Origin of the sequence: Micromonospora rhizosphaerae, from assembly GCF_900091465.1 — a bacterium.
Lineage (GTDB): Bacteria > Actinomycetota > Actinomycetes > Mycobacteriales > Micromonosporaceae > Micromonospora > Micromonospora rhizosphaerae.
In genome coordinates, this window is record NZ_FMHV01000002.1 from 4,453,436 (window position 1) to 4,475,473 (window position 22,038).

22 protein-coding genes are annotated in these 22,038 nt (G+C 71.5%); 17 read left to right on the forward strand and 5 right to left on the reverse strand.

The window, feature by feature from the left end; translation table 11 throughout:
• Positions 1 to 24 precede the first annotated feature (24 nt).
• From GA0070624_RS20830 to GA0070624_RS20840, 3 genes are read left to right on the forward strand one after another with little or no spacing between them, the layout of a single operon-like run.
• On the forward strand, positions 25 to 951 hold the full coding sequence (locus GA0070624_RS20830) for a carbohydrate ABC transporter permease (RefSeq protein WP_091343597.1): 927 nt from the start codon (positions 25 to 27) through the stop codon (positions 949 to 951).
• On the forward strand, positions 948 to 1,817 hold the full coding sequence (locus GA0070624_RS20835) for a carbohydrate ABC transporter permease (RefSeq protein ID WP_091343599.1): 870 nt from the start codon (positions 948 to 950) through the stop codon (positions 1,815 to 1,817). Before GA0070624_RS20830 ends, GA0070624_RS20835 begins: the two co-directional genes overlap by 4 nt.
• A complete protein-coding gene (locus GA0070624_RS20840) occupies positions 1,814 to 2,803 on the forward strand; it encodes a zinc-dependent alcohol dehydrogenase family protein (protein WP_091343601.1) in 990 nt (329 codons plus the stop codon). Before GA0070624_RS20835 ends, GA0070624_RS20840 begins: the two co-directional genes overlap by 4 nt.
• 63 nt (positions 2,804 to 2,866) lie before the next feature.
• Here the strand turns inward: GA0070624_RS20840 and GA0070624_RS20845 are convergent, their stop codons facing one another.
• On the reverse strand, positions 2,867 to 4,411 hold the full coding sequence (locus tag GA0070624_RS20845) for a SagB family peptide dehydrogenase (RefSeq protein WP_091343603.1): 1,545 nt from the start codon (positions 4,409 to 4,411) through the stop codon (positions 2,867 to 2,869).
• Between the two features lie 152 nt (positions 4,412 to 4,563).
• Positions 4,564 to 5,337 (reverse strand): FadR/GntR family transcriptional regulator, encoded by a 774-nt coding sequence (locus tag GA0070624_RS20850; RefSeq protein WP_245718905.1) that lies wholly within the window; start codon positions 5,335 to 5,337, stop codon positions 4,564 to 4,566.
• 186 nt (positions 5,338 to 5,523) lie between these two features.
• On the opposite strand from GA0070624_RS20850, the gene GA0070624_RS20855 reads away from it, so the two are divergent.
• The 8 genes from GA0070624_RS20855 (at position 5,524) to GA0070624_RS20890 (ending at position 13,121) form a co-directional block, all read left to right on the forward strand.
• A complete protein-coding gene (locus GA0070624_RS20855) occupies positions 5,524 to 6,765 on the forward strand; it encodes an ABC transporter substrate-binding protein (protein WP_245718906.1) in 1,242 nt (413 codons plus the stop codon).
• Positions 6,766 to 6,841: 76 nt separating this feature from the next.
• The gene (locus tag GA0070624_RS20860; RefSeq protein ID WP_091343610.1) at positions 6,842 to 7,786 is read left to right on the forward strand and encodes a carbohydrate ABC transporter permease; all 945 of its coding nucleotides are present in this window, start codon (positions 6,842 to 6,844) and stop codon (positions 7,784 to 7,786) included.
• Complete coding sequence (locus tag GA0070624_RS20865) at positions 7,783 to 8,598, forward strand: carbohydrate ABC transporter permease (protein ID WP_091343612.1); 816 nt, start codon at positions 7,783 to 7,785, stop codon at positions 8,596 to 8,598. Before GA0070624_RS20860 ends, GA0070624_RS20865 begins: the two co-directional genes overlap by 4 nt.
• A gap of 7 nt (positions 8,599 to 8,605) precedes the next feature.
• Positions 8,606 to 9,754 (forward strand): galactonate dehydratase, encoded by a 1,149-nt coding sequence (gene dgoD / locus GA0070624_RS20870; protein ID WP_091343613.1) that lies wholly within the window; start codon positions 8,606 to 8,608, stop codon positions 9,752 to 9,754.
• 2 nt (positions 9,755 to 9,756) lie between these two features.
• Entirely contained in the window at positions 9,757 to 10,380 is a 624-nt protein-coding gene (locus GA0070624_RS20875; RefSeq protein ID WP_245718907.1) for a bifunctional 4-hydroxy-2-oxoglutarate aldolase/2-dehydro-3-deoxy-phosphogluconate aldolase, read from the forward strand.
• Positions 10,377 to 11,330, forward strand: a complete 954-nt coding sequence (locus tag GA0070624_RS20880; RefSeq protein WP_091343616.1) for a sugar kinase — start codon at positions 10,377 to 10,379, stop codon at positions 11,328 to 11,330. Before GA0070624_RS20875 ends, GA0070624_RS20880 begins: the two co-directional genes overlap by 4 nt.
• Positions 11,331 to 11,356: 26 nt before the next feature.
• Positions 11,357 to 12,586 (forward strand): D-mannonate dehydratase ManD, encoded by a 1,230-nt coding sequence (gene manD / locus GA0070624_RS20885; RefSeq protein WP_091343619.1) that lies wholly within the window; start codon positions 11,357 to 11,359, stop codon positions 12,584 to 12,586.
• Positions 12,576 to 13,121, forward strand: coding sequence for a gluconokinase (locus tag GA0070624_RS20890; RefSeq protein WP_091343621.1), 546 nt, complete (start codon positions 12,576 to 12,578; stop codon positions 13,119 to 13,121). The genes manD and GA0070624_RS20890 overlap by 11 nt, the downstream gene beginning before the upstream one ends.
• A 49-nt stretch (positions 13,122 to 13,170) precedes the next feature.
• Here GA0070624_RS20890 and GA0070624_RS20895 read toward each other — a convergent pair whose 3' ends face one another.
• Both GA0070624_RS20895 and GA0070624_RS34905 read right to left on the reverse strand, forming a co-directional pair.
• Complete coding sequence (locus GA0070624_RS20895; RefSeq protein ID WP_091343623.1) at positions 13,171 to 13,590, reverse strand: YchJ family protein; 420 nt, start codon at positions 13,588 to 13,590, stop codon at positions 13,171 to 13,173.
• 22 nt (positions 13,591 to 13,612) lie between these two features.
• Positions 13,613 to 14,074: a hypothetical protein gene (locus GA0070624_RS34905; RefSeq protein ID WP_176731803.1), complete on the reverse strand. Its 462-nt coding sequence runs from the start codon at positions 14,072 to 14,074 to the stop codon at positions 13,613 to 13,615.
• A 249-nt stretch (positions 14,075 to 14,323) separates the two neighbouring features.
• On the opposite strand from GA0070624_RS34905, the gene GA0070624_RS20905 reads away from it, so the two are divergent.
• Complete coding sequence (locus GA0070624_RS20905) at positions 14,324 to 14,899, forward strand: hypothetical protein (RefSeq protein ID WP_141715115.1); 576 nt, start codon at positions 14,324 to 14,326, stop codon at positions 14,897 to 14,899.
• Entirely contained in the window at positions 14,856 to 15,107 is a 252-nt protein-coding gene (locus GA0070624_RS20910; protein ID WP_091343629.1) for a hypothetical protein, read from the forward strand. Before GA0070624_RS20905 ends, GA0070624_RS20910 begins: the two co-directional genes overlap by 44 nt.
• 93 nt (positions 15,108 to 15,200) lie before the next feature.
• Here the strand turns inward: GA0070624_RS20910 and GA0070624_RS20915 are convergent, their stop codons facing one another.
• Positions 15,201 to 16,526, reverse strand: a complete 1,326-nt coding sequence (locus GA0070624_RS20915; RefSeq protein WP_141715116.1) for an LVIVD repeat-containing protein — start codon at positions 16,524 to 16,526, stop codon at positions 15,201 to 15,203.
• 130 nt (positions 16,527 to 16,656) lie between these two features.
• Here GA0070624_RS20915 and GA0070624_RS36920 point away from each other — a divergent pair, with 130 nt between their 5' ends.
• From GA0070624_RS36920 to GA0070624_RS20935, 4 genes are all read left to right on the forward strand, one after another.
• Positions 16,657 to 18,366 carry a M28 family metallopeptidase gene (locus tag GA0070624_RS36920; protein WP_091343633.1) on the forward strand — a complete coding sequence of 570 codons (1,710 nt, stop codon included), beginning with the start codon at positions 16,657 to 16,659 and terminating at the stop codon, positions 18,364 to 18,366.
• Between the two features lie 173 nt (positions 18,367 to 18,539).
• A complete protein-coding gene (locus tag GA0070624_RS20925) occupies positions 18,540 to 19,157 on the forward strand; it encodes a mycothiol-dependent nitroreductase Rv2466c family protein (protein ID WP_091343635.1) in 618 nt (205 codons plus the stop codon).
• Positions 19,158 to 19,614: 457 nt separating this feature from the next.
• On the forward strand, positions 19,615 to 19,875 hold the full coding sequence (locus GA0070624_RS20930; protein ID WP_141715117.1) for a hypothetical protein: 261 nt from the start codon (positions 19,615 to 19,617) through the stop codon (positions 19,873 to 19,875).
• The gene (locus GA0070624_RS20935) at positions 19,875 to 22,037 is read left to right on the forward strand and encodes a bifunctional polysaccharide deacetylase/glycosyltransferase family 2 protein (RefSeq protein WP_091343639.1); all 2,163 of its coding nucleotides are present in this window, start codon (positions 19,875 to 19,877) and stop codon (positions 22,035 to 22,037) included. The genes GA0070624_RS20930 and GA0070624_RS20935 overlap by 1 nt, the downstream gene beginning before the upstream one ends.
• Position 22,038: the final 1 nt, after the last annotated feature.

Sequence of the window (22,038 nt, forward strand, 5' to 3'; positions counted from 1 at the left end):
GGCCACCCGCCATGAGGTGGACCGATGACCCAGACCATGACCGCGGGCGCGGCGCCGCGTCGCAGCGTCCGGCCCGTGCCACTCGCCGCGAGGCAGCGCTGGACCCGTCGCGCCCCGCTGCTGCCCGCCCTGATCTTCGCGATCGTCGTGACCCAGATCCCGTTCCTGGTCACGCTCTATCTCTCCACCCTGGACTGGAACGCGTTGCGGCCCGGCCGCCGCGCATTCGTCGGCCTGGCCAACTACGGCCAGGTGCTCACCGACGCCCGGCTGCGCGCGGCCCTGTTGAACACCGTGGTGCTCACCGCCGCCTCCGTCGTCGTCTCGGTGCTGCTCGGCCTCGGTCTGGCGATCCTGCTCGACCGCCGGTTCCCCGGTCGCGGCATCGTACGCACCCTGCTCATCACCCCGTTCCTGGTGATGCCCATGGCGGCGGCGCTGCTGTGGAAACACGCCATCTACAACCCATCGTACGGCCTGATCAACGGCATCTTCGGCGGCAGCACCGACTGGGTCTCGCAGTATCCGATGCTCTCCGTCGTCGCCACCCTCGTCTGGCAGTGGACCCCGTTCATGATGTTGATCATCCTGGCCGGACTGCAGGGCCAGTCCCTCGAGACGCTCGAGGCGGCCCGGGTCGACGGGGCCGGGCCGTGGCAGACCTTCACCCGGGTCACGCTGCCGTACCTGCGCCCCTACCTGGAGCTGGGCGCCCTGCTCGGCTCCATCTACCTGGTGCAGACCTTCGACGCGGTCTTCACCATCACCCAGGGCGGTCCCGGCACCGCCACCACCAACCTGCCCTACGAGATCTACCTGACCACCTTCCGCAAGTTCGAGTACGGCGAGGCAGCCGCGGCGGGAGTGGTGGTGGTGATCGGCACGATCATCGTCGCCACGTTCGCGCTGCGGGTGATCTCCAGCCTGTTCCGGATGGAGGACGCGCGATGACGACGCTGACGCGACCGGCGTCCCGGCGACGGCCGGCCAGCCCGGCCCGCCGGACGACCGGGGCGAGCGGGGCGGCCTGGGCGGTCGTCGCGTGGCTCGCCGGGCTGCTGTTCTTCCTGCCGGTGCTCTGGATGGTGCTCACCGGGTTCAAGCGGGAGGTCGACGCGGCCAGCAACCCGCCGTCCTGGGTCTTCACGCCGGTGCTCGACGGCTACCGGCAGGTCTTCGACCGGGACATCACGCCGTACCTGCTCAACTCGGTGATGGCCAGCCTGTTCTCCACCCTGCTGGTGTTGTTGCTGGCCACCCCGGCGGCGTACGCGCTGTCGATCCGGCCGGTCGCCAAGTGGCGCGACGTGCTGTTCTTCTTCATCAGCACCAAGATGCTGCCCGCGGTCGCCGCGCTGCTGCCGATCTACCTGCTGGTCAAGGAGCTCGGCATGCTCGACAACGTCTGGACCATGATCATCCTCTACACGTCGATGAACCTGCCGCTCGCGGTCTGGATGATGCGCTCGTTCCTGTTGGAGGTGCCGGCGGCGCTGATCGAGGCGGCGGCGATGGACGGCGCCAGCCTGACCATGACGATCCGGCGGATCCTGCTGCCGATCGTCGCCCCCGGCCTGGCCGCCACCGCGCTGATCTGCTTCATCTTCAGCTGGAACGAGTTCTTCTTCGCGGTCAACCTGACCGCGACCCGGGCCGGCACCTCACCGATCTTCCTGGTCGGCTTCATCACCTCCGAAGGGCTGTTCCTCGCCCGGCTCTGCGCGGCGGCGACCATCGTGTCGCTGCCGGTCGTGCTGGCCGGTTGGATCGCCCAGAAGCAACTCGTCCGAGGACTCTCCATGGGGGCGGTCAAATGAAGGCAGCGGTCATCGTCACGCCGGGACAGGTCTCGCTGGAGTCCGTGCCGGATCCCTCGCCCGGGCCACGCGACGTGGTGGTCGAGGTCGCCGGCTGCGGGATCTGCGGCACCGATCTGCACATCATGGACGGCGAGTTCGCGCCGGCGTACCCGATCGTGCCCGGCCACGAATTCGCCGGCACGGTGGTCGCGGCCGGCCGGGACGTCACCGAGGTGCGGGTGGGCGACGCGGTCGCCGTCGACCCGTCGCTGCACTGCGGGGAGTGCTACCAGTGCCGGCGCGGCCGGGGCAACCTCTGCGAACGCTGGGCGGCCATCGGCGTCACCGTCTCCGGCGGCGCCGCCGAGTTCGCGGTGGCGCCGGTGAAGAACTGCTTCCCGCTGCCCGACGGCGTCGCGCCGGCCGACGCCGCGCTGATCGAGCCGCTGTCCTGCGCCGTACGCGGCTTCGACGTGCTGCCCCGCCGGCTCGGCGACCACTACCTCATCTACGGCGCCGGCACCATGGGGCTGATGATGCTGGAGCTGGCGAAGCGCTGCGGCGCGGCGAGCGTCAGCGTGGTGGACCCGAACCCGGACCGGCTCGCCACCGCGGTCCGGCTGGGCTGCACGGCCAGCGGCGCGAAGGCCGATGAGCTGACCCGGCCCCGCGGGTGGGACGTGGTCATCGACTGCACGGGCGTGCAGGCCGCGATCGACGACGGGCTGCGCCGGGTCGCCCCGGCCGGGACGTTCCTGCAGTTCGGCGTCTCCGAGTACCGGACGCGGGCGACCGTGGAGCCGTACCGGATCTACAACCAGGAGATCAGCATCACCGGCTCAATGGCGGTGCTGCACAGCTTCGAGCGGGCCGGTGAACTGTTCGCCGCCGGCGTGCTGGACCCCGAGGTCTTCATCAGCCACCGCTTCCCGCTCGACCGGTACGCCGACGCGATGGCCCAGTTCCGGGCCGGCGTCGGTCGCAAGATCCAGATCTCGGCCTGATCCGGGGTCCGGGGCTCCGCGCCGGGGGAGCCCAGGCCCCGGTCGGCAAGCTACAGCGTCCGGTCAGCCGGTGATGCGCGTCGGCCGGCCGGGTGGGCCGCCCGGCTTCGCCCGGTAGGCGGGCACGCCGATCGAGACCGCGAGCATGCAGGCGGCGGGGGTGGCGAACGCTTCGCGGATCTCCTCGTCGTAGAAGGTGAGGCCGGTGCCGCCGCACCCGAGGGCGAACGCGGCCAGTTGCAGGCGCCCGGCGGCCACACCCGCCTCGAGCTGGGCGACCCGATACCCCCGGTCGCCATACCCGGTGAGCACCCGGTTCGGGTCGGCGCAGGCGAAGTCGGTGTACGCCGAGTCGCCGCCGAGCGGCTGGTCCAGGCAGAGGTGCTCGCTCAGGCGTCGTACCTCCGCCTCCGGCGCCGCCCGGTCCAGCCGCAGCCCCCGATCGGCCCGGTGGTACAGGCCCGGGTCCATGCCCCGGACGGCATGGACCCCGACCTCGTGGGTGAGCAGCGAGGTCCCCGCCGGGACGGCGTCGACGGGGACGTGCCGGGTGGCGACCGCCAGCGCCCACTTAAGCAGCTCGGCGGGCGCGGCCTGCCGGCGCATCCGGCGGGTCGAGCCGCGCCGCAGGATCAGCGCCTCGATCGGCTCGCTGCCGGCCGTGGCCGGCGGATCCGCGCTCTCCGAGGAACGGGACAGCCCGGCGACCGTACGCGCCCGCCAGGCGACCACCTCCTCGGCCGTGGTCAGCTCGCCGGCCTGTTGCACGCGGGTGGTCAGCGGGAACGCGACTGGCGGCGGGGAGAGGTCCGTTGCCGCGAACGACGGCCGGGTCGGGCCGGCGGGGCCCGCCGGGGTGGGAGCCGTCGGACGACCGAGGGTGATCGCCGCGACCGGGAACTCCGCCACGCCGTCGATGCCGAGCAGGCGGCACACCGCGACGTCGACGAATCCGAGCCGTACCTCCACGGGCAGCCGATGACCCTCGGCGACCGCCAGCAGGTTGGCCAGCAACGTCCCGGAGTCCCAGTACACGTGCCGCCATCCGCGTTCGCCGTACTTCCACGCCGTCCGCCACGGCATACCGGTGATGACGAGGCTGAGCGGGCTGGCCGCGGCCGCACCGTCGGCGACGGCCTCGGCCAGTGCCGCCCGGGAATCGCCCTCCGCCAGCGCCTCCAGGCCGAACACGTCCGGCGCGAAGTGGTAGAGCCCCGAATCCAGCCCCGCTACGTCGCCGGCCACCACGTACACCTCGAGCGGGTGGAGGTTGCCGGCGGACGGGGCCGCGCGGAACCAGAGCGGGTCGCCGGTGCCGGCGGTCGTCCGGATCACCCCGGCGGAGAAGTAGAGCAGCCGGGCGAGGAGGTCGAGATCCACGGCGGCCTCGGTGGGCGGTACCCGTCCGGACAGCGCCGCGGCTGCCGGCGCCCCCGTCGGGGGCAGGTCCCTGGGGAGGGCGCGGAGCCGTGCCTGGGGGTACCGCTTGAAGGGTAGGGGCCGGTTGGCCGGATCCATCGGGACGAACCCCTCGACCGGCCGGGGCCGGCGCCGGGGGCCCTGGTTGGTTTCTTGGTGGTAGACCCGGGAGACCTCGCCGATCTGCATCCGGCCCGCGTACCCACGGGCGCCGGGCGTACGCCATACGACGAACCGGCCTCCGCGAGGCCGGCGGCGTGAGCGCCGGGCAGGAGGTGAGGCGCAGGACTGCGCCGGGCATCACTCTACGCCGGTACCTGCTCCGAACAGGAGAGGTCAGCTCACGAACCGGTTGAGCCGTGATCCGGCTCTGCGGTCTGCTCCCACATCGACTTCATCTCGTTGAAGGCCTGCTCCATGATCCGCACCATGGCCTCGCGGGCCCGGTCGCCGTCGCGCCGCTGGATCGCCTGCGCGACGTCCGCGTGCAGTTGCAGGGCCTGCTCGTCCGGGTAGTGCGGCATCAGGTGGTAGTGGTGCCGGCCGGTGAGCACCTCGGCGACGATCTGCTGCAGCTTGACGAACATCTCGTTGCCGGAGGCGGCCAGGACTCGCCGGTGGAACTCGATGTCGAGGCTGAGGAAGCGCTCCTCGTCCCCGGCCTTCCCGGCGGCCCACATCTTGGCGGCGAGCCCGACCAGGTCGCTCGCCTCGTCGTGGTCGACCCGACTGGCGGCCAGCCAGGCGGCGTGCGGTTCGACCGCGGTCCGCAGCTCGGTGATCGAGCGCATCTGCGCCATCCGACCGGCCGAGGCGAGTCGCCAGCGGATCACCTGCGGATCGAAGACGTTCCACGCCTCGGCCGGTCGGATAAGCACCCCGACCCGGCGGCGGGTCTCGATGAGACCCATGGCCGCGAGCACCCGCAGGACCTCGCGGATCACCGAGCGGGAGACCGCGTACCGGTCGACCAGGTCGTCGATGTTGAGAACCGAACCCGCGACCATCTCGCCGCCGCAGATGGCGGTGCCGAGGTGGTCGAGGACGCGTGCGTGCAGCCCGGCCTCGGCAGGGGCGTGCTGGGCGGGCGCGGCCCCTGGAGAGGACTGATCCACGCGTTGGAGCATATCAGTTGAAGATCAGCTCTTGAATAAGTCAGCTTTTTAGCCCTAACATCCGGGCGTTAAGCAGACGTTACACCGGTGTGGCGCTCTTCCCCCGAGGTGGCGGCCACGACAGAAGGAGAGATGGACGTGCGGCGTCGATCGATAATCGGCACTTCTCTGGCTGTGGTTGTCGCCATGGGCCTGTCCGCCTGCGGCGGCGGTGGCGACGACAGCAGCGCTTCGAAGACGGTCCGGGTGACCCTGGCAAATCACGTGTGGACGGAGAACATCAAGAAGGCCCTGCCCGAGTTCGAGAAGCAGACCGGGCTCAAGGTCGAGCTCACTCAGCTCGGCGAGGACCAGCTCTCCGACCAGTACAACGTCAAGCTGAACGCCGGCTCCAGCGACCTCGACGTGATGATGTACCGCCCCTTGCAGGAGGGGAAGCTGTTCGCCAAGAACAAGTACCTCGAGGACCTGTCGGACCAGGTGAAGTCCAACAAGGACTGGGACTTCGCTGACTTCCAGTCCGGCCCGGTGGAGGCGACCTCGTACGAGGGCAAGCCGGTCGGCGTCCCGATCATCACCGAGCAGGAGGTCCTCTACTACCGCAAGGACCTGCTCGCCAAGGCCGGACTGAGCGCCCCGCCGAAGACCCTCGACGAGCTCAAGGCCGCGGCCGCCAAGATCAAGGCCGCCCAGCCGGGCGTCGCGGGCTTCGTCGCCCGTACCGGCAAGTCGCCGGCGGTCACCCAGTTCTCCAGCTTCCTCTACAGCTTCGGCGGCGACTTCGTCGACGGCAGCGGCAAGGCCACCGTCAACAGCGACGCCGCCAAGCAGGCGTACGCCTTCTACGGCGGGCTGATCAAGGACAACGGTCCGGCGAACGTCAGCACCGACATGAGCTGGCCCGAGGCGATGGCCATCTTCACCCAGGGCAAGGCCGCCTTCTACACCGAGGCCAACTCGCTCTACAAGAACGCCACCGACCCGGCCAAGTCCAAGGTGTCCGACACCGTCGGCTTCGCGCCGTTCCCGGCCGGCCCGGCCGGTTCGAAGCCGTACAACATCCCCTCGTGGGCGCTGGGCATCAACTCCAGCTCGGAGAACAAGAGCAACGCCTGGAAGTTCATCGAGTGGGCCACCGGCAAGGAGCAGACGCTCGCCCAGCAGAAGGCCGGCGTGCCGAGCGCCCGTACCTCGGTCTGGGCCAACCCGGAGGGCACCGCGACCTACCCGAAGGACCTGGTCGAGGCCATCGCCGCCAGCACCAAGGACGGCGTGGGCCACGACCGGCCGCTGGTCGTGAAGGTCCCCGAGGCCCGCGAGATCGTCGGCCAGCCGATCGTCGACGCGATCACCGGCAAGGACGCGGCGGCCGCGGCCGACACGGCCAACGCCGCGTTCCAGAAGTTCCTGGACGACGAGGCCAAGTAAGCCGAGCGCGGGGTGGTGGAGCCGGACGGCTCCACCACCCCGTCACCCCGTCCGGCCCGCCCACCCCGGAGATCTCATGGCAACCGTCACCTCCACCGAGGCGTCCCGCAGCGCCCCGGCCACCCCCGACACGCCCGCCTGGGCGCGCTGGGCCAACGACCACCGCAAGTGGCTCTTCGCGGCGCCGGCGATGGCCTTCGTCGCGGTGTTGATCGTCTTCCCGCTGGCCTGGACCGGCTACCTCAGCCTGACCGACGCCGAGGGGTCGGTCCGGGCCGAGTCCGAGTTCGTCGGCTTCCAGAACTACCTCGACGTCCTCTCCGACACCGACCGGTTCTGGCCGGCGGTGGGGCGGACCGCCGCGTTCACCGTCGTCGCGCTGCTCTTCGAGGTGGTCCTCGGGATGGCCGTCGCGCTGCTGCTGTGGCGGCCGTTCCGGGGGCAGAAGTGGGTCCGGGTCGCCATCCTGATGCCCCTGGTCGCCACCCCGGTCGCCGTCGGCATGATGTGGCGGCTCATCTTCGACCCGAACATCGGCATGGCCAACCAGATGCTCGGCTGGGTCGGCATCGGGCCCCAGCCGTGGCTCGCCGGCCAGCACACCGCGCTGCCCACCACGATCTTCATCGACATCTGGCAGTGGACGCCGATGGTGGTGCTGATCCTGCTCGCCGGGCTGACCTCACTCTCCGACGAGCCGCAGGAGGCCGCGCGGATCGACGGGGCCAGCACGTGGCAACGCTTCCGGCACGTCACCCTGCCGCTGCTGATGCCCACGGTGATCGTGGCGATCCTGCTGCGCGGGATCGACGCGCTGAAGACCTTCGACATCCTCTACGCCACCAAGGGCCGCGGCGGTGGATCGTTCCACGAGGTGGAGACCCTCAACGTGTACGCCTACGGCCTCAGCTTCGACTACAACGAGTACGGCGTCTCCTCGACCGTCCTCATCATCTTCTTCCTGATCATCATCGGGTCGATGTGGGCCCTGACCGCCCGGCGCAAGGAGGCCCAGCGATGAAGCCCCGTCCCGCGTACCGGGTGTTCCGGGTGGTGGCGCTCGCCGTCGTGGTGCTGTCGCTGCTCGCGCCGCTGTTCTGGATGATCGCCGCGTCGTTCAAGACCAACGTGGACATCTACGACACGGGCAGGGCGCTGGTCTTCTCGCCCACCATGGACAACTACGCCAAGGTGCTCAAGCAGGCGAACTACGTCCAGTTCATCGGCAACAGCCTCTGGGTGGCCTTCGCCGCCACCGTGGCATCGCTGATCCTCGGCGTGCCGGCCGCGTACTCGATGAGCCGGTTCAACATGAAGAAGTCCGCACTGGTGGTGCTGATGGCCCGGGTCATCCCCGGCGTCTCGCTGCTGGTGCCCTGGTACTACGTCTTCTCCAACCTGAAGATGGTCGGCGGCTTCAGTGTGCTGATCCTCAGCCACATGTTCGTGTCGCTGCCGCTGGTGGTCTACATCATGATGGGCTACTTCGACGGCCTGCCGGAGGAGCTCGAGGAGGCGGCGCTGGTCGACGGGCTGACCCACATCGGCGCGTTCCGCCGGATCACCCTTCCGCTGTCCGTGCCGGGCATCGCCACCGCCGGGATCCTGTCCTTCATCTTCTCCTGGAACAACTTCATGTTCGCCCTGGTGCTCTCCGGCGCCGACACCAAGACCCTGCCCGTGGCGATCTTCGACTTCGTCGGCTACGCCAGCATCGACTGGGGCGGGCTGATGGCCGCGGCCACCGTGGTCACCCTGCCGATCATGCTGATCGCCCTGTTCGTGCAGAAGTACGTGGTCTCCGGGCTCACCGCCGGCGCGACGAAGGGCTGAGGACATCATGACGACTATCGCGCGCATCGAAACCTTCCTCGTCGCGCCCCGGTGGCTCTTCGTCCGCGTCGAGACCGCCTCCGGGGTCGTCGGCTGGGGCGAGGCCACCTGCGAGGGGCGTTCGGAGACCGTCCGCACCGCCGTCGAGCAGCTCGGCGAGCTGCTGATCGGGCGGGACGCGCTGCGGATCGAGGATCACTGGCAGGTCATGACGAAGGGCTCGTTCTACCGCGGCGGCCCCATCCTGGCCAGCGCGGTGTCCGGGCTCGACCAGGCGCTGTGGGACATCGCCGGGAAGCACTTCGGCGCCCCGGTGCACCAACTGCTCGGCGGCCCGGTGCGGGACCGGATCCGGGTCTACGGCTGGGTCGGCGGCGACGAGCCCAGCGAGGTCCGCGACCACATCGCCGCCCAGGTCGCGGCGGGGTTGACCGCGGTCAAGATGAACGCCTCGGGGCGGATGAAGCCGATCGCCTCGGTGGCCGACCTGGACGGCGTCGTCGCCCGGGTGGCCGCCGCCCGCGAGGTGCTCGGCGACAATCGCGACGTCGCCGTCGACTTCCACGGCCGGTTCACCCTGGCCAACGCCCGGCGGGTCGCGCCGCTGCTGGAGCCGTACCGGCCGCTGTTCCTGGAGGAGCCGGTCGTCCCGGAGAACTCCCACCTGATCGGCGACTTCGTCCGGTCGACCACCACCCCGGTGTCGACGGGGGAGCGGCTCTACAGCCGGCAGGAGTTCCTGCCCGTCTTCCAGGCCGGCATCGCGGTCGCCCAGCCGGACGTCTCGCACGCCGGCGGCATCACCGAGGTACGCAAGATCGCCGCGCTCGCCGAGGTCTACGACGTGCAACTCGCCCCGCACTGCCCGCTCGGCCCGATCGCCCTCGCGGCCTGCCTGCAGGTCGGGTTCGCCACGCCGAACTACCTGATCCAGGAACAGAGCATCGGCATCCACTACAACCTCGGCGCCGAGGTGCTCGACTACTGCCTCGACAAGACCCCGCTGACCTTCGTGGACGGACACGTCGAGCGGCTCACCGCGCCCGGCCTGGGCATCGAGGTCGACGAGCAGGCGATCCGCGCCGCCGACAAACACGGCCACGCCTGGCGCAGCCCGATGTGGCGACACCTCGACGGCTCCTACGCGGAATGGTGACGATGACCCTCGACCTCACCGGCGAACTCGCCGCCACCCGCCTGCTGGCGGTCATCCGGGGCACCGACACCGCCGCTGCCATCGCCACCGGCACCGCCCTGCTGGCCGAGGGCGTACGCGTGGTGGAGGTGGCCCTGACCACGCCCGGCGCGCTCGACGCCATCGCCGCGATCCGGGCGGCGGCGCCGGCCGGATCGCTGGTCGGCGCCGGAACGGTGCTCACCCCGGCCGCTGTCGCCGACGTGGCGGCGGCCGGCGCGCAGTTCGTCGTCACCCCGGCCGTCGTCGACTCCATCCCCGAGGCGGTCCGCCGCGGACTCCCGGTCGCCGCCGGGGCGCTCACCCCCACGGAGGCGTACGCGGCCGTCAACGCGGGCGCGGCCGTGGTGAAGCTCTTCCCGGCGTCGCTGGGCGGGCCGGCGTACCTGAAGGCGCTGCGTGACCCGTTCCCGGACATCCCGTTCGTCGCGGTCGGCGGGGTGGGCCTGGCGGAGCTGCCCGGTTACCTGGCCGCCGGCGCGATCGCCGTCGGCGTCGGTGGTCCGTTGGTCGGTGACGCGGCGTCCGGCGGTGACCTGGACGCGCTGCGGGAGCGGGCCCGGGCCTACCGGGCCGCGACGTCATGACCGGGCTCGACCTGCTCACCTTCGGCGAGGCGCTGGTGTCGCTGCGGGCGGCCGGGCCGCTGGCCGCCGGCGGCGCCCTGACCATGCACCTGGCCGGCGCCGAGGCCAACGTGGCGATCGGGCTGGCCCGGCTCGGCCACCGGACGGCCTGGGCCGGCCGGGTCAGCGAGGACGAGCTCGGCGGATACGTGCTGCGCGAGCTGCGCGCCGAGGGCGTCGGCGTCGACCACGTGACCCGCGATCCCGAGCGGCCCGCCGGGCTGATGTTCCTGGAACGGCGCACCGCCGACCTGACCCGGGTGCGCTACCACCGGGCCGGATCCGCCGGCTCGGCGCTGTCGGTCGAGGACCTGCGCCCGGCCCTGGCCGCCGGCGCCCACGTGCTGCACCTGACCGGCATCACCCCGGCGCTCTCCGACAGCGCCCGCGAGGCCACCCGGTGGGCGGCCGAGACCGCGTCCCGGTCCGGGGCGCTGGTCTGCCTCGACGTCAACCACCGGGCGCGGCTCTGGACCCGGGACGCCGCCCGCGCGGTGCTCACCCCGCTCGCCGGGTACGCCTCGGTCGTCGTCGCCTCGGAAGACGAGCTCGAACTCGTCGGCGAGCCCGGCGCGGACGAGCCGGCCGTGGTGGCCGCTCTGCTTGACCGCGGGGTGGAGACCGTGCTGGTCACACTCGGCGCGGACGGCGCCCGGGCGTACACCCGCGACGGGGTCCGGGAGGCGGCGGCGCTGCCCGTCACCGCGGTCGACACCGTCGGCGCGGGCGACGCCTTCACCGCCGGCTACCTCTCCGGTCATCTCGACGGACTCGACCTGGCCGGGCGGCTGCGCCGCGCGGTCACCCTCGGCGCCTTCGCGGTCGCCGGTCACGGCGACTGGGAGGCCCTGCCGCGCCGTGACGAACTGTCCCTCCTCGACGACCTGCAGCCCGGCAGCACCCTTCGCTGAGCACCACCTGCAAGAAAGGCACCTGCGTGAAGATCATCGCAGCGGACGTGATCGTCTCCAGTCCCGACCGGAACTTCGTCACCTTGAAGATCACCACGGACGAGGGCCTCACCGGCCTGGGGGACGGCACCCTCAACGGGCGGGAGCTGTCCGTCGCCTCCTATCTGGCTGACCACGTCGTCCCACTGCTGATCGGGCGGGACCCGCACCGGATCGAGGACACCTGGCAGTTCCTCTACCGCTCGGCGTACTGGCGGCGGGGACCGGTCACCATGGCCGCCATCGCCGCCGTGGACGTCGCGTTGTGGGACATCAAGGCCAAGGCCGCCGGGATGCCGCTCTACCAGCTGCTGGGCGGTGCGTCGCGGACCGGGATCATGGCGTACGGCCACGCTTCCGGGCGGGACCTGCCCGAGCTGTTCGACTCGATCCGCCGGCACCTCGAGCTCGGCTACCGGTCGATCCGGGTGCAGACCTCGGTGCCCGGCATCAACGCCGTCTACGGGGTGGCGGCGCAGCCCAGCGTCGACGGCATGCGGTACGACTACGAGCCGGCCCAGCGCACCCCGCTGCCCGCCGAGGAGGACTGGGACACCCGCGCGTACCTGCGGCACCTGCCCGGCGTCTTCGAGGCGGTCCGCAACGAGTTCGGCCCGGAGCTGCCGCTGCTGCACGACGGGCACCACCGGATGACGCCGATCCAGGCCGCCAAGCTCGGCAAGGCCCTCGAACCGTACGACCTGTTCTGGCTGGAGGACTGCACCCCGGCGGAGAACCAGGACGCGCTGCGCCTGGTCCGCCAGCACACCACCACGCCGCTGGCCATCGGCGAGGTCTTCAACACCGTCTGGGACTACCAGACCCTGATCCGGGAACAACTGATCGACTACGTCCGGTCCGCGGTCACCCACACCGGGGGCATCACCGCGATGCGGAAGCTGCTCGACTTCGCCGCGCAGTACCAGATCAAGTCCGGCATCCACGGCCCGACGGACATCTCGCCGGTGGGCATGGCCGCCGCGCTCCACCTCGACCTGGCCATCCACAACTTCGGCATCCAGGAGTACATGCAGCACGGCGCGCTGACCAACGAGGTGTTCCGGCAGTCGTTCACCTTCACCGACGGCTACCTGCATCCGGGAGAGCAGCCCGGCCTCGGCGTGCAGCTCGACGAGGAGGCCGCCGCCCGGTTCCCGTACGTGCCGGCGTACCTGCCGTTCAACCGGCTCAAGGACGGCACCGTCCATGACTGGTGACCGGCGGCCCACCCGGCACATCGTGGTGATGGGCGTGTCGGGCGCGGGCAAGACGACGGTGGCCCGGGGGATCGGTGAGCTGACCGGGCTGCGGTTCGCCGAGGCGGACGAGTTCCACTCCGAGGCCAACGTGGCGCGGATGCGCTCCGGCGTGCCGCTGGACGACGCGGCGCGCTGGCCCTGGCTGGGCGAGCTGGCGGCCTGGATGGCCGCCCGGCACGCCGAGGGCGTGTCCACGGTGTTGACCTGCTCGGCGTTGAAGCGGTCCTACCGCGACGTGCTCCGCCAGGGCCCGCCGGAGGTGGAGTTCGTCCACCTGGCCGGGTCGGCCGAGCTGATCCGGGACCGGTTGACCCGGCGCGCCGGGCACTACATGCCGGCGAGCCTGCTCGACTCCCAGCGGGCCATCCTGGAGCACCTGGAACCGGACGAGTCCGGGGTCGTGCTGGACGTGACGCTGCCGCCGGACGAGCTGGTGGCGGCGGCGGTCACCCGGCTCGGTCTGCCGGCGCGGAGTGCGGTCTGCGGTCGGTAGGTAGTAGCTGGGCGCGGCCGGCCCGGCCTCGGGCCGGTCGCGGTGGTCCTCACTCGGGCACGGCGTCCAGGTAGACCCAGCGGCCGTCCTCGCGGACGAAGCGGCTGTGCTCCTCCTGCACGCCCGGCCGGCCCGCCTCGCGGTAGTGGGCGCGGAACCGCACCGTGCCGGCGGTGTCGAAGAGGCCGCCCCGGTCGGTCCCGAGGATCTCCAGACCGGTCCACCGCTGCCCCGGGTCCAGCCGCAGCCGCGCCGGCCGGGTCGAGGAGTGCCAGCTGCGCAGCAGGTAGTCGGCGTCACCGACGGCGAAGGCGCTGAACCGGGAGCGCATGAGCGCCTCGGCGGTCGCGGCGGTCGACTCGCCCCGGTGCAGCGGGCCGCAGCACTGCGCGTACGGCAGGCCGGATCCGCAGGGGCAGGGCAGGTTCGGATCCTCGGCCGCGCTCCGGCGGGCACCGCGCTTCGTCACGCGGTCATTCTTGCCGAGGTGCTCAGCGAGCGGGGCGACCAGCCCCGCGCACCCCCGGGCCGCGGGTGGGCCGGCGGGCCGTCCGCCGCCGCTCGAACGACTCCATGGTGGTCGCCTTCTTCGCCGGGGCCTCCTTGGTCGGCGCCCGCTTCGCCGCGGTCTTAGTGGCCGGGGCCATCTTCGCCGCGGCCTTCTTGGCCGGGGCCTTCTTCGCTGCCGCGGCCTTCGTGCCAGGTGCCTTGGCGGCGGTCGCCTTGACGGTCGCCTTGCCGGCGGGGGCCGCGGTGGCGGAAGTGTCCGTTTTCCGGGCCACCCGCGCCGTCGTCGGCTTCGGCTTCTCGCCCGGGGTCCTCGCAGCGCTCGCCCCGGTGCCCCGCTTTGTGGCGGCCGCGACCTTCTTCGCCGCCGCTTTCCGGTTCAACGGTGCCTTGCGGGTCCCGGTCGCCTTCCGGGCGTTGGTGCTGGCCCTCGACGAGTCCGCCATCGTCGTTCCTCCTCGGGGATCTGCCGCCGCGGCCGTGCGGGCGGTGCCGCCGCAGGGGCGCGGGCACCGGCCGGCGGCGTCGGGCCGACGGGCACGCGGCGCCTGTCTTCCCCTGCCCCCGCCGCTCAAACACTGCCCCCGCCGCTCAAACACGAGGGCTCACCACCGGTTGTCGCGGGCCTTCTGTCGCTCGTCGTCGCGGCGCTTGCCGACTCGCGGCGTGTTGCCGGACCGTAGTGCAATGGCGGCATGGGCGATGACATAGAGGAACGGTTGGCCGCCGCCGCGGCGGCGCTCCGCGAGCACGAACTGACCACCCGGCGGGTGGCGGAGCTGCAGCGGCGGGTCGGCGCCGCCGAGGACGAGTTGCGCGCGTTGCGCGCTCGGCTCGACGCTGAGCAGGCCGACGTCCACCGGCTGGCGGGGCTCACCCTGGGCCGGCTGGTCGCCTCGCTGCGCGGCGCTCGCGACGACGAGCTGGCTCGGGAACGGGCCGAGGCCGAGGCAGTCCGGTACCGGGTGACGGAGGCGGAGCAGCGGCTTGCCGCGTTGCGAGCGGAACGGGCCAAGGCGCGGGCCCGGCAGACCCGGCTGGTCGAGGCCCGCCGCGTCTACGAGATGCTGCTCAACGAACGGGAACGCGAGCTCGCCGGGACCGACGATCCGCGCCGGACCCGGCTGTTGGAGCTGGCCGACGAGCGGGGGCGCCTGGCCGGGGAGCAGCGGGAGGTGACCGAGGCGCTCCGGGCGGCCGACCCTGCTGCGGACCGAACTGGCCGACGTGCCCGGCGAGGCGCCGCACGCACCATCGCTGGAGCTCGGTGACCTGACCAGGTTCACGGACATCTGGCTGGACAACATCATCACCGACCTCGCGGTGATGCGGCGCGTCGAGCGGGCGCAGGGCGCGGCTGAGCGATCGCTGGCGACGGTCTCGCGGCTGCGCCGTCGGCTCGGGGACCGGGCGGCCGAGCTGAGCGCTCGGTTGGCGGTCGTCGAGGCGGAGCGCGAGCGGCTGCTGAACAGCCCTTGAGCGGACGACGCCGTCCAGCCGGATCGGGCCAACTCCCCGCGCGGGGACGGTGGCGGGCGGGGACGGTGGCCGCCCCCGCCCGCCGGGCACCCGTCAGCCGAGGAGGAACGTCTGGGTCTGCGGGTTGAGCATCGGCAGTTTCCTGGCCCCGGCCGTCTCGGGGCCGCTGAACCGGAGCACGTCCACGCCCCGGGAGATGTCGTTGGCCACGATCAGGCCGTTGTACCAGTACGTCGACCACTGGTTGGACCGCATGTCGTAGTAGCCGATCTCCCTGGGGTTGCTCGGGTCGGTCAGGTCGACCACGGAGGTCCCCGAGCCATAGGCGGAGGAGACCAGAATGTTGCGGCCGGCCACCGGCACGTAGTTGAAGTTGTGGTAGGTGCTCGGCTCGGCGCGCGGGATGCGCAGGTGGCTCAGCGGCGTGCCGGGGTCGTCGACCGCGTACGTCCAGATCGCCCCGAACGGCTCCTTCGCCGGCCCGAAGTACTCGTCGCCGAAGGTGACGTGCTTCCCGTCGTGGGTGAACGCCGCGCTGTGCCAGATGTCCACGTCCGGCGTGTCGATGTTCGCGGTCACCCGGGGCGCCAGCGGGTCGCTGATGTCCCAGAGCTGCCCCTGCGACAGGCAGGCTGCGGCGGCGAGCTTACGCGGGGTCAGCACCTGGATGTCGTGGCAGGCGAAGAAGTCACCGGACGCGCCGGAGAAGAGGTCGATCCCCTTGACCGTGGGCTCCGCGACGACCTTCGCGGCGAGACCGGCGGCGGCGTCGCCACCCGGGACGTCGATCACCGAGATCCGCTCGAACGGCGCCCGGCAGTCCGGGCCGATGTTGCTGGCGCTCAACGGGTACGACGCGACGTAGATGTAGGTGCCGCCGTCCTCGCGGGGTACCAGGGTGTGGGTGTGCGAGCCGCAGTCGGTCCGGATCGCCTGGAGGAACCGCGGCGCGCTCGGGTCGCTGACGTCGAAGACCCGTACGCCCTCCCAGGCGCCCGGCGTGGCCGCGGTGACGTTGCGGGACCCCTCGCAGCCCGGCGTGCTCTGCGGCGTGTCCACCGACAGGAACAGCAGGTCACCCCAGACTGAGACGTCGCCCTGCGGCCCGTTGCAGTGCACGTCGGCCAGCTCGACCGGCTCGCCCGGCTCGGAGATGTCGATGATCCGGAAGCCGCCGTAGTGGCCGGCGAAGACCAGGTCGCCGGAGAAGGCGAGGTCGGAGTTGACGCCGCCGGTGTGGGCGGCGGTCGAGAGCAGGTGCATGTTGCGGCTGTAGCCGTCGGCCGGGCTGCTCGGCGGGGGCGGCGGGACGGACCCGTCGTCCCACGGCTCGTGCGCCTGGGCGGGAGCGGACATCGTGGCGAGCAGGACGGCCGCCCCCACGACGACGAGTGATCGGAACCGGGCTGGTCTACGCATGCACTTCCCCTGACATCGGCTGCGTCGTGCTGGGTCACGACCAGGTACGTGGCCGTCACACTGCCAAATATTTCCAGGTATCGCTAGACCCTTGGCGGAAAGCAACACGGATATCCGCAGTTCAACCCATGTGGACGGTTCCCATGCCCGCTACCTGCGTCTACATTGCGGGGAACTGGCGTACGAGGCCGGTGCGCCGGGGTCCCTCGTCACCAAGGAGGTGCGGCACATCGTGGTGTCTCCCCGGAAAACCCTCGCCGGCATGGCCGTCGGCGCCGTCGTCGGGTCGATGACCCTCGTCGGTCCCGTCCAGGCCGACCCCACCAACAACTCCGTCGACACACTCACCAAGGCCGTCACGGTGCAGGGCGTGCTCCGGCACCTCGACGCCTTCCAGGCGATCGCGGACGCCCATGACGGCACCCGCGCCTCCGGCACTTCTGGCTTCACGGCCAGCGCCGACTACGTGGCCGGAAAGCTGGCGGAGGCCGGTTACCAGGTCACCCGGCAGCCCTTCCAGTTCCCCTTCTACGAGGAGTTCGGCTCGTCCTTCGCCCAGGTGGCGCCGAACCCGACCACCTACGTCGACGGGGTCGACTACGACCTCATGGATTACTCGGCGGCGGGGGACGTCACGGGTGGGGTGGTCCCCGTCGACCTCGCCCTGGCCAATCCGGCCACCTCCAGCTCAGGATGCCAGCCCGGGGACTTCACCGGGCTCAACCTGACCGGCAAGGTCGCGCTCATGCAGCGCGGCGAGTGTTCGTTCGGTCAGAAGGCGACCAACGCCAGGGCCGCCGGCGCGGTCGGGGCGATCATCATGAACCAGGGCAACGGCACGCCGGCGAACAACCCGGACCGGTTCGCCCTGTTCGCCGGCACGCTCGGCGGCCCGGTGGGCATCCCGGTCGTGTCGGTCTCGTTCGCCAAGGGGGTCGAGTTGGCCTCGACCGCCGGCCTGACCGTCCGGATCACCGCGGACACCACCTCTGAGGTGCGCAGCACAGAGAACGTGATCGCGCAGTCCCGCGAGGGCCGCACCGACAACGTGGTGATGGCCGGGGCGCACCTGGACTCGGTGCCGGAGGGACCGGGGTTCAATGACAACGGCACCGGCAGCGCCGCCATCCTGGAGGTCGCGTTGCAGATGGCGAAGGTGAAGCCGAACAACGCGGTCCGGTTCGCCTGGTGGGGCGCGGAGGAGGGGGGCCTGCTCGGCTCCAACCACTACGTCAACACGCTGTCGCCGGCTCAGCGGGCCGACATCGCCCTGTACCTGAACTTCGACATGATCGGCTCGCCGAACTACGTCTACGGCATCTACGACGGTGACGACTCCGCGGCCTCGGGTTCGGGCCCCGGCCCGGCCGGCTCCGCGCAGATCGAGGACGTGTTCGAGGCGTTCTTCGCCTCCAGGGGCCTGCCCACCGTGCCGGCGGACTTCACCGGCCGGTCGGACTACGGGCCGTTCATCGCCCCCGGGGTCGGCATTCCGGCCGGCGGGCTCTTCACCGGCGCGGAGGGCGTGAAGACGGCCGCGGAGGCGGCGCTCGTCGGCGGTGTGGCCGGCAAGTCGTACGACCCCTGCTACCACCAGGCCTGCGACAGCCTTACGCCGGTCGCCGACGGCGCCGACGCGACCCTCTATGGCCAACTCGCCGGCAACGCCCTGTACGGGAACGTGAGCACGACGGCCCTGGACGTCAACAGCGACGCCATCGCCACCGCGGTCATCACGTTCGCGTACGACACCTCGACGGTCAACAGTGTGCCCCGCGCCCCCGGCAAGTCGCACGCGGCCGGGAGCAGCGAAGACGCGCACGGGCACCAGACCATGTGACCCGACGCGTCGCCGACGGGCCGGGGCTCCCTGACCGGAGTCCCGGCCCGTCTTCGCATGGTCGTCCAGCGGCAGATTGGCCCATTGAATCCGCCACGGATCGGCACTCTGACGGGGCCGATCCGTCCGCCTACCGTGAGGCGCATCCGCTCTCCGGAAGGAACGAGACGACCATGACTACCGCCGACATGTGGTTCGACCCGCGCTGCCCGTGGGCCTGGAACGCCTCCCGCTGGCTGCTGGAGGTGGAGCGGGTCCGCGACGTGCGGGTCCGGTTCCACGTGATGAGCCTGGCCGTGCTCAACGAGGGGCGCGACGGGCTGGAGGAGTGGTACCGGGAATGGCTGAAGCCGGGCATGGGTCCGGTCCGGGTCGCCGTCGCGGCCGAGCAGAAGTTCGGCAACGAGGTGCTGCGCGACCTGTACACCGCGCTCGGCACCCGGATCCACTACGACCGCGCACCGATCGCCCGGGAACTGTACGTCGCGGCGTTGACCGAGGTCGGCCTGCCCCTCGAGTTGGCCGACGCGGCCGAGTCGACGGACCACGACGAGGCGCTGCTGGCCAGTCACCACGCCGGACTGGAGCCGGTGGGCGAGGACCTGGGCACCCCCACCATCCACGTCACCGACCACGCCGGAGCGTGCAACGCCTTCTTTGGACCCGTGGTGGCCCCGATCCCGCGCGGTGAGGAGGCGGGCCGGCTCTGGGACGGCGTGCTGCTGGTCTCCGGCACCGACGGGTTCTTCGAGCTGAAGCGGGCGCGCACCCGTCGGCCGATCGAGCGGTGAACCGTGACCCGATCGGGCGGCTCAAACCGGACCTCCGCGTGACGGGAACACGCCAACGGCACGGTCACGGCGGCGGCGAAGTCCGCCGGCCCCCGTCTCCTCGTTCTGCTTGAAAGTCCTGCGCGTGGCCGATCTCCGGCAGCCGTGTCCCGCTGATCACAATCGGCACCGAAACAGCTAGCTGATCATGCGGCGAGTGGTTCCTCTCCGTAGCGTGAAGGACATGAGCAAGCGCTATGTCGGCAGAAAGCCGGTTCCCGCTCGGAAACGACGCAGACGGTCGCGCTCCGACGGGGACTCGGTCGCCCGAGGGGTGGCCAAGCCCGCTGCCGACGTCGTCGTCCGGGGGGTCGCGCCAGCGCCCGCCGACACGGAGGTTCCCGCGGCGGCCGCGTCTGCAATGGAGGCAGCCGCTGGCGCGGCGCTCATCGAGGGCGCCGCCGGTCGGATCGCCGACATGTCCTCTCCAGACCGCGCCGTGGCCCGGGGCGTCGCGGCACCGCCGGAACCGTCCGTCAGGGAACAGCCCGTCGACGACGCCACCGAGATGCTCCAGGCGCCGGACTTGACCGCGGCGATCTTCGTGGACCGGTCCGGCCGCCGTGCACGCAAGCTCCGCCGGCTCGCGTGCGCCGTGATCGTACTGGCCCTGCTCCTGCTGGTCGCCCTCTGGATCAGCCAGGGCGCGGACGCCCTGGGCCTGCAGGCGCCCGGCTGATGGGCGTCTGGCGTGGGGGGCGGCGGACCGGCGAGGTCGGTCCGCCGGAACCGGACAGGCCGTGGCGCCGCCGCAACCGCCGACGGTGGCTGTTCGCCGCCATGGCGACCTTCATCCTGGCCAACGTGCTGGCCGTCGGGGCGTACGCGAATGCCCGGTTCACTCCCGACAGCCAGCGCAGGGGCCCGGAGAGCGCCTCGTCGGTGCCTGCGACCGTCCGTGCCGGCGGCACGGTCGTCGACCTGCGCAGCGGGCGGCTCGACACGCGGCAGATGCCGGCGAACACAATCGCGCTCACCTTCGACGACGGCCCTGATCCGGTGTGGACGCCCAAGGTCCTGGACACGCTGAGCCGGCACAAAGTGCCGGCCACGTTCTTCGTGCTCGGCTCCCAGGTGAGCCGGTACCCGGAGATCAGCCGACGAATGGTGCGCGAGGGCCACGAGCTGGGTATCCACACCTTCACCCACCCAGAGCTGACTAACGTGCCGTCGTGGCGGCGCCGGCTGGAGTATTCCCAGACCGAGGCGGTCATCGGGTACACCACCGGCGTCCGCGCGCCCCTGGCCCGGCTGCCGTACTCCAGCGGAGTAGACGCGGTGGACGACTCGGACTGGCCGATCATCCGGGACTCCGCCCGGTGGGGGTACGTCTCCGTCTTCGAAGACACCGACAGCCGGGACTGGGCCCGGCCGGGCACGGACGCCATCGTCCGCAACTCCACCCCTAAGGGCAACCAGGGAGCTATCGTTCTGCTTCACGACAGCGGCGGCGACCGCTCCCAGACGGTGGCCGCCCTGGACCGCTTCATCCCTGAGATGCAGGCCCGGGGCTACCGCTTCACCACGGTCTCCGACGGGCTCGGCTGGTCCGCCGCCGCCTCCGCCAGCACCGGGGAGAAGATCCGCGGTGGACTGCTCGTCTGGGCGGTGCGGATCGCCGACGGCACGGTGCGCGGTCTCTGGCTGCTGCTGATCGTCGTTGGCCTGCTCACCCTGGCCCGCACCCTGCTGCTCTTCGGGTACGCCCTGCGACACGCCCGTCGCCGGCGGGCACCGAACTGGTCGTGGGGCGGCCGGATGAACGATCCGGTCACGGTGATCGTGCCCGCCCACAACGAACGGGAGACGATCGCCGGGACGGTGCGCAGCCTGGCCAGCGGGACCCATCCCGAGATCGAGGTGCTGGTCGTCGACGACGAGTCCGCCGACGGCACCGCCGAGGAGGTGGAGCTGCTCGGGCTGGCCAACGTCCGAGTAGCCCGAGTGCCGCGCGGCGGCAAGGCCGCCGCGCTCAATGCCGGCGTCGCCCTGGCCCGGCACGACCTGCTGGTCATGGTCGACGCGGACACCGTCGTCGAACCGGACGCGATCCACCGCCTGGTGCAGCCCTTCGCGGATCCCGGGATCGGCGCGGTCGCCGGCAACGTCAAGGTCGGCAACCGCCGCCGGCTGATCGGCCGGTGGCAGCACATCGAGTACGTCATCGGCTTCAGCCTCGACCGGCGGCTCTACGACTCGCTGCACTGCATGCCCACCGTCCCGGGTGCCCTCGGCGCTTTCCGCCGCGAGGCGGTGCACGCCGCCGGTGGCCTGAGCCGGGCCACCCTGGCCGAGGACACCGACCTCACCATGGGACTCCACCGCGCCGGCTGGCGGGTGGTGTACGAGGAGACGGCGGTGGCCCGGACCGAGGCGCCGAGTACGCTGCCGCAGCTCTGGCGGCAGCGCTACCGATGGAGCTACGGCACCATGCAGGCGCTCTGGCGGCACCGGCGGGCGTTGATCGAGCGCGGTCCGTCCGGTCGGTTCGGCCGGCGGGGCCTACCGTTCATCGCCTTGTTCTCGGTGCTGCTGCCGCTGCTCGCGCCGGTGGTGGACATCTTCGCCGTCTACGGGCTGTTCTTCCTCGACCGGGTGGAGGCCGCCGTCGCCTGGCTCGCCGTCCTGACCATCCAGGTGATCACCGCGGTCCTCGCGTTCCGGCTCGACCGGGAACCGCTGCGCCCGCTGTGGGCGCTGCCACTGCAGCAGTTCGTCTACCGGCAGGTGATGTACCTGGTCCTGGTCCACTCGGTGGTCACCGCGTTGAGCGGGGGCGCGTTGCGGTGGCAGAAGCTTCGCCGTACCGGGGAGGTGGCGGCCCAGCCGACGGTCACCTGAG

Bases quoted from the DNA above. Each gene is read 5' to 3' on its own strand.
- GA0070624_RS20915 (WP_141715116.1), bottom strand. From the start codon at position 16,526: ATGCGTAGACCAGCCCGGTTCCGATCACTCGTCGTCGTGGGGGCGGCC.
- GA0070624_RS20840 (WP_091343601.1), top strand. From the start codon at position 1,814: ATGAAGGCAGCGGTCATCGTCACGCCGGGACAGGTCTCGCTGGAGTCC.
- GA0070624_RS20880 (WP_091343616.1), top strand. From the start codon at position 10,377: ATGACCGGGCTCGACCTGCTCACCTTCGGCGAGGCGCTGGTGTCGCTG.
- GA0070624_RS20890 (WP_091343621.1), top strand. From the start codon at position 12,576: ATGACTGGTGACCGGCGGCCCACCCGGCACATCGTGGTGATGGGCGTG.
- GA0070624_RS34905 (WP_176731803.1), bottom strand. From the start codon at position 14,074: ATGGCGGACTCGTCGAGGGCCAGCACCAACGCCCGGAAGGCGACCGGG.
- GA0070624_RS20830 (WP_091343597.1), top strand. From the start codon at position 25: ATGACCCAGACCATGACCGCGGGCGCGGCGCCGCGTCGCAGCGTCCGG.
- GA0070624_RS20925 (WP_091343635.1), top strand. From the start codon at position 18,540: ATGACTACCGCCGACATGTGGTTCGACCCGCGCTGCCCGTGGGCCTGG.
- GA0070624_RS20845 (WP_091343603.1), bottom strand. From the start codon at position 4,411: ATGCAGATCGGCGAGGTCTCCCGGGTCTACCACCAAGAAACCAACCAG.
- GA0070624_RS20930 (WP_141715117.1), top strand. From the start codon at position 19,615: ATGTCCTCTCCAGACCGCGCCGTGGCCCGGGGCGTCGCGGCACCGCCG.
- GA0070624_RS20875 (WP_245718907.1), top strand. From the start codon at position 9,757: ATGACCCTCGACCTCACCGGCGAACTCGCCGCCACCCGCCTGCTGGCG.
- dgoD (WP_091343613.1), top strand. From the start codon at position 8,606: ATGACGACTATCGCGCGCATCGAAACCTTCCTCGTCGCGCCCCGGTGG.
- GA0070624_RS20860 (WP_091343610.1), top strand. From the start codon at position 6,842: ATGGCAACCGTCACCTCCACCGAGGCGTCCCGCAGCGCCCCGGCCACC.
- GA0070624_RS20935 (WP_091343639.1), top strand. From the start codon at position 19,875: ATGGGCGTCTGGCGTGGGGGGCGGCGGACCGGCGAGGTCGGTCCGCCG.
- GA0070624_RS20865 (WP_091343612.1), top strand. From the start codon at position 7,783: ATGAAGCCCCGTCCCGCGTACCGGGTGTTCCGGGTGGTGGCGCTCGCC.
- GA0070624_RS20855 (WP_245718906.1), top strand. From the start codon at position 5,524: ATGGGCCTGTCCGCCTGCGGCGGCGGTGGCGACGACAGCAGCGCTTCG.
- GA0070624_RS20835 (WP_091343599.1), top strand. From the start codon at position 948: ATGACGACGCTGACGCGACCGGCGTCCCGGCGACGGCCGGCCAGCCCG.
- GA0070624_RS20905 (WP_141715115.1), top strand. From the start codon at position 14,324: ATGGGCGATGACATAGAGGAACGGTTGGCCGCCGCCGCGGCGGCGCTC.